The sequence below is a fragment of the Catenibacillus scindens genome, from assembly GCF_014202115.1.
GTDB classification, from domain to species: Bacteria; Bacillota; Clostridia; order Lachnospirales; family Lachnospiraceae; genus Catenibacillus; species Catenibacillus scindens.
This window is the reverse complement of record NZ_JACHFW010000039.1, coordinates 1-2,772: the sequence shown is the minus strand read 5'-3', so window position 1 is coordinate 2,772 and position 2,772 is coordinate 1. Positions and strand designations below refer to the sequence as shown.

Below are 2,772 nucleotides of genomic sequence, written 5' to 3'. Positions count from 1 at the left end.
TGTCATCCGGCAAATTAAATGATGCTCCAATCGGCAGACTATTTGCGGCCTTTTCGGTAGGTGCGTCTGGAGTCCGCTGCTTTATTTGTGGCTTGCTAGTCACTTTTTTTGTTATAGAAAAGATCCCCGCAGATTATTTACGGGGATCCTGTATCATCCATGCTGGCTATGGTCATAGAGCGCCGCAGCGATCGTTACAGCATCGGTTTCATTTAAAACAGAGGCGATCTGGGGTGTATTCCATCCAATATCAGAAGGCTCGGATAACCCACATCCGATATCCATCAATGGGATGCAAAGATACCTTCCGGTGGAGCATTGGCCAAGGATGACCCGGTATTCTGAACCGCGGCCACGGATCAGGAGTTCACAAGTGTCTTTTGACTGGCCCAGGATCTTCCATTGGGCCGCCCAGGAAGCCTTTTCACCGTCAGGGTAAGTATGCCGGCATTGCAAAGTATGTTCCATGATGCCCCTCCTATCCCAGTTCGCAGTCATTGATTGCCTGCATGACAGCATCTGCAGTGATGATATTCAGAGAATTGCTGTTGGCGACCAGAAGGCTTTTATCACACAGCTTATTGATCATGCGTGGTGTTCCGTTTGCAGCATTCAGGACCGCTTCTACCGCATTTTCAGCAAAGACCGGCTGATGACACCCGGCACCTTCCAGTTTTGCCTGAATGTACTGCTTACCTTCTTCCTTGGAGAGACCGTCCAGGTCATAATTCATGACGATCCTCTGCCGCAGCGGTTCATGGATTCCAAGCCGGAGGGTATTGTTTAACTGCGGCAGCCCCGCAAGGAGGACAACGACCCTGTCGCGGGAATCCATCTCAAAGTTAAAAAGGATTTTCAGGTCATTGAGGATGGAGCCGGAAATATAGTTGGCCTCATCAATGATGATGACGGGAGTGATGCGTTTTTCCAGGACAAGGCGGTTGATCTCGTCCTGGATATAACGGAAGTTTTCTGCTTTCCGGTGGGCGGGCTGTATGCCCAGTTCCGTTGCCAGGTTCCGGTAGAATTCCATGACAGTGAGGGTAGACAGGCTGGAATACACCACTTTATAAAGGGAAGGATTCAGGCTTTGGGCCCAGCTGCGGATGGCGGTTGTTTTTCCCCTCCCGGGGCTGCCGGTGAGCAGCCCGAAGCCACGGGTGGAAAGAAGGTAGTCCAGACGGAAACGGAGTTCCTTAAATTCCTGTGTTTCCACAAGGATGTCTTTTGAGTTTTTGAGGAATGGGTTGAATTCAAGCCCATAGCGGGAAGTGTAGTCCATTTAATCGTCTCCTTTGCATAAGCGTGTCTTTTCGCGTTTGATGACAGCGTTTTCGTGTTTATTGAGCAGGCGGATGGGTGTGAGGGCCCCATCGGGTTCCACCACAAAGATCTGCCGCATGTCATGGGAATAACGGAGCCGGACGCGCTGCCTGGCGAACCGGTAATCGACTTCATATTCCACCTGGTCGATGGTGATGACGCAGTCGGGGGAGACGCGCCTCTCGATCTCCAGCAGGAAGACCTTGTCGATCTCATCCTCCGGGAGGCGCCGGATCTGCTCCGGTTCAGAAAAGAACCGGTCCTGTGGGCTTTTCCCGTGGAGGGAGGAATGTACGGTAAGGTTATATTGATGGACAAACGCGAAAAGGCTTCCCTTAAGCTCTTCCAGGGAATGGAACTGGCGCATGTCAAGCCCGGCCATCCACTGGTCTTTCATGGTACGGAACCAGCGCTCAATCTTGGCTTTCCCTGTAGGGGTATAGGGCTGGCAGTAGCTTAAGGTGGTCCCGATCCTGGCGGCAAGCAGCTCCATCTGTTTATTCCGGTAAGATTTCCCGTTATCGAAGTTAAGGATCTTGGGCCTGCCATACCTGGCAACCGCGGATTTCAGGACGGACATGAGGTTCACAAAGTTGTCATGGTAAAAAATATCAATACCGGTAACCATACGGCTGGCATCGTCGAGCAGGGCAATGATAGAAACCCGGCGTTTCCGCCCGTCCCTGTCCGTAAGCTTCGGGCCGAAACTGCTGTCCCCGCACCAGACTTCATTGATGTGGGGGCGTTCATAACGCCGCATATCACGGTTTGGAGTGGCTTTCAGCTGGGCCTGTATCTGTCCCACGAAGCGGCAGACTGTGGATTCGGATACCTGTCCGTGGGTGATGGATCCATTATCAGAGAGCTGCCGGAAGATGGCCGCGGCAGACATACGGGGATAGTTGGTTTTCAGATAACGGATCTGGTCCTGGAGGTCCGGGTCAAGCTTACGGCTCATGCCGGCATCGGAGCGCCCTTTGGGGAGGAGTGCGTCAAAACCGTATTTATTATAGTCTGAATACCACCGTTCAATGGTGGAAGGTGCAAAATGGCGGAGCCTGCCATCCGGCCCGGGGATGCCTTTGGCGGATACGGATTCAAAAAAAGCAGTCAGGTTTTTGTAAGACTCGTCCAGGCCGGCGACCAGCGGGGCGATAGCGCTGTAACGCATCAGCGCGATTTCCTGTTTCTGTTCCTGTTTCATCGTGTAAATCCTCCTTTTTGTATAAGGATAAGGCGGGGGACAGGGAACTTCCAGTAAGGTTATGTTGGAAGCAGAAAAAGTTTATTCCGGGTTGTTTTAATCTGCATGAACTGCCGGGAGAATACTGCGAAGCAGCCCCTTACCAGATCCCGGAGGGAAGCGGCGCAGGCAGGGACAGCCCTGAGCCGATCCCGCCAGTGTCTGCGGTAAGAACGGGCCAGGGACGAGATGTGGTTTTCGTCAAG

At 52.7% G+C, this 2,772-nt stretch carries 4 protein-coding genes; all 4 read right to left on the bottom strand.

What is annotated here, in order from left to right; all coding sequences use genetic code 11:
- Positions 1 to 153: 153 nt before the first annotated feature.
- A complete protein-coding gene (locus HNP82_RS17610; RefSeq protein ID WP_183776807.1) occupies positions 154 to 468 on the bottom strand; it encodes a hypothetical protein in 315 nt (104 codons plus the stop codon).
- Positions 469 to 478: 10 nt separating this feature from the next.
- Positions 479 to 1,282 carry an ExeA family protein gene (locus tag HNP82_RS17605; RefSeq protein ID WP_183776806.1) on the bottom strand — a complete coding sequence of 268 codons (804 nt, stop codon included), beginning with the start codon at positions 1,280 to 1,282 and terminating at the stop codon, positions 479 to 481.
- On the bottom strand, positions 1,283 to 2,527 hold the full coding sequence (locus tag HNP82_RS17600; RefSeq protein ID WP_183776805.1) for a DDE-type integrase/transposase/recombinase: 1,245 nt from the start codon (positions 2,525 to 2,527) through the stop codon (positions 1,283 to 1,285).
- Between the two features lie 59 nt (positions 2,528 to 2,586).
- Positions 2,587 to 2,772, bottom strand: a 186-nt coding sequence (locus HNP82_RS17865; protein WP_207720664.1) for a hypothetical protein, incomplete at its 5' end; no start/stop codon positions are given.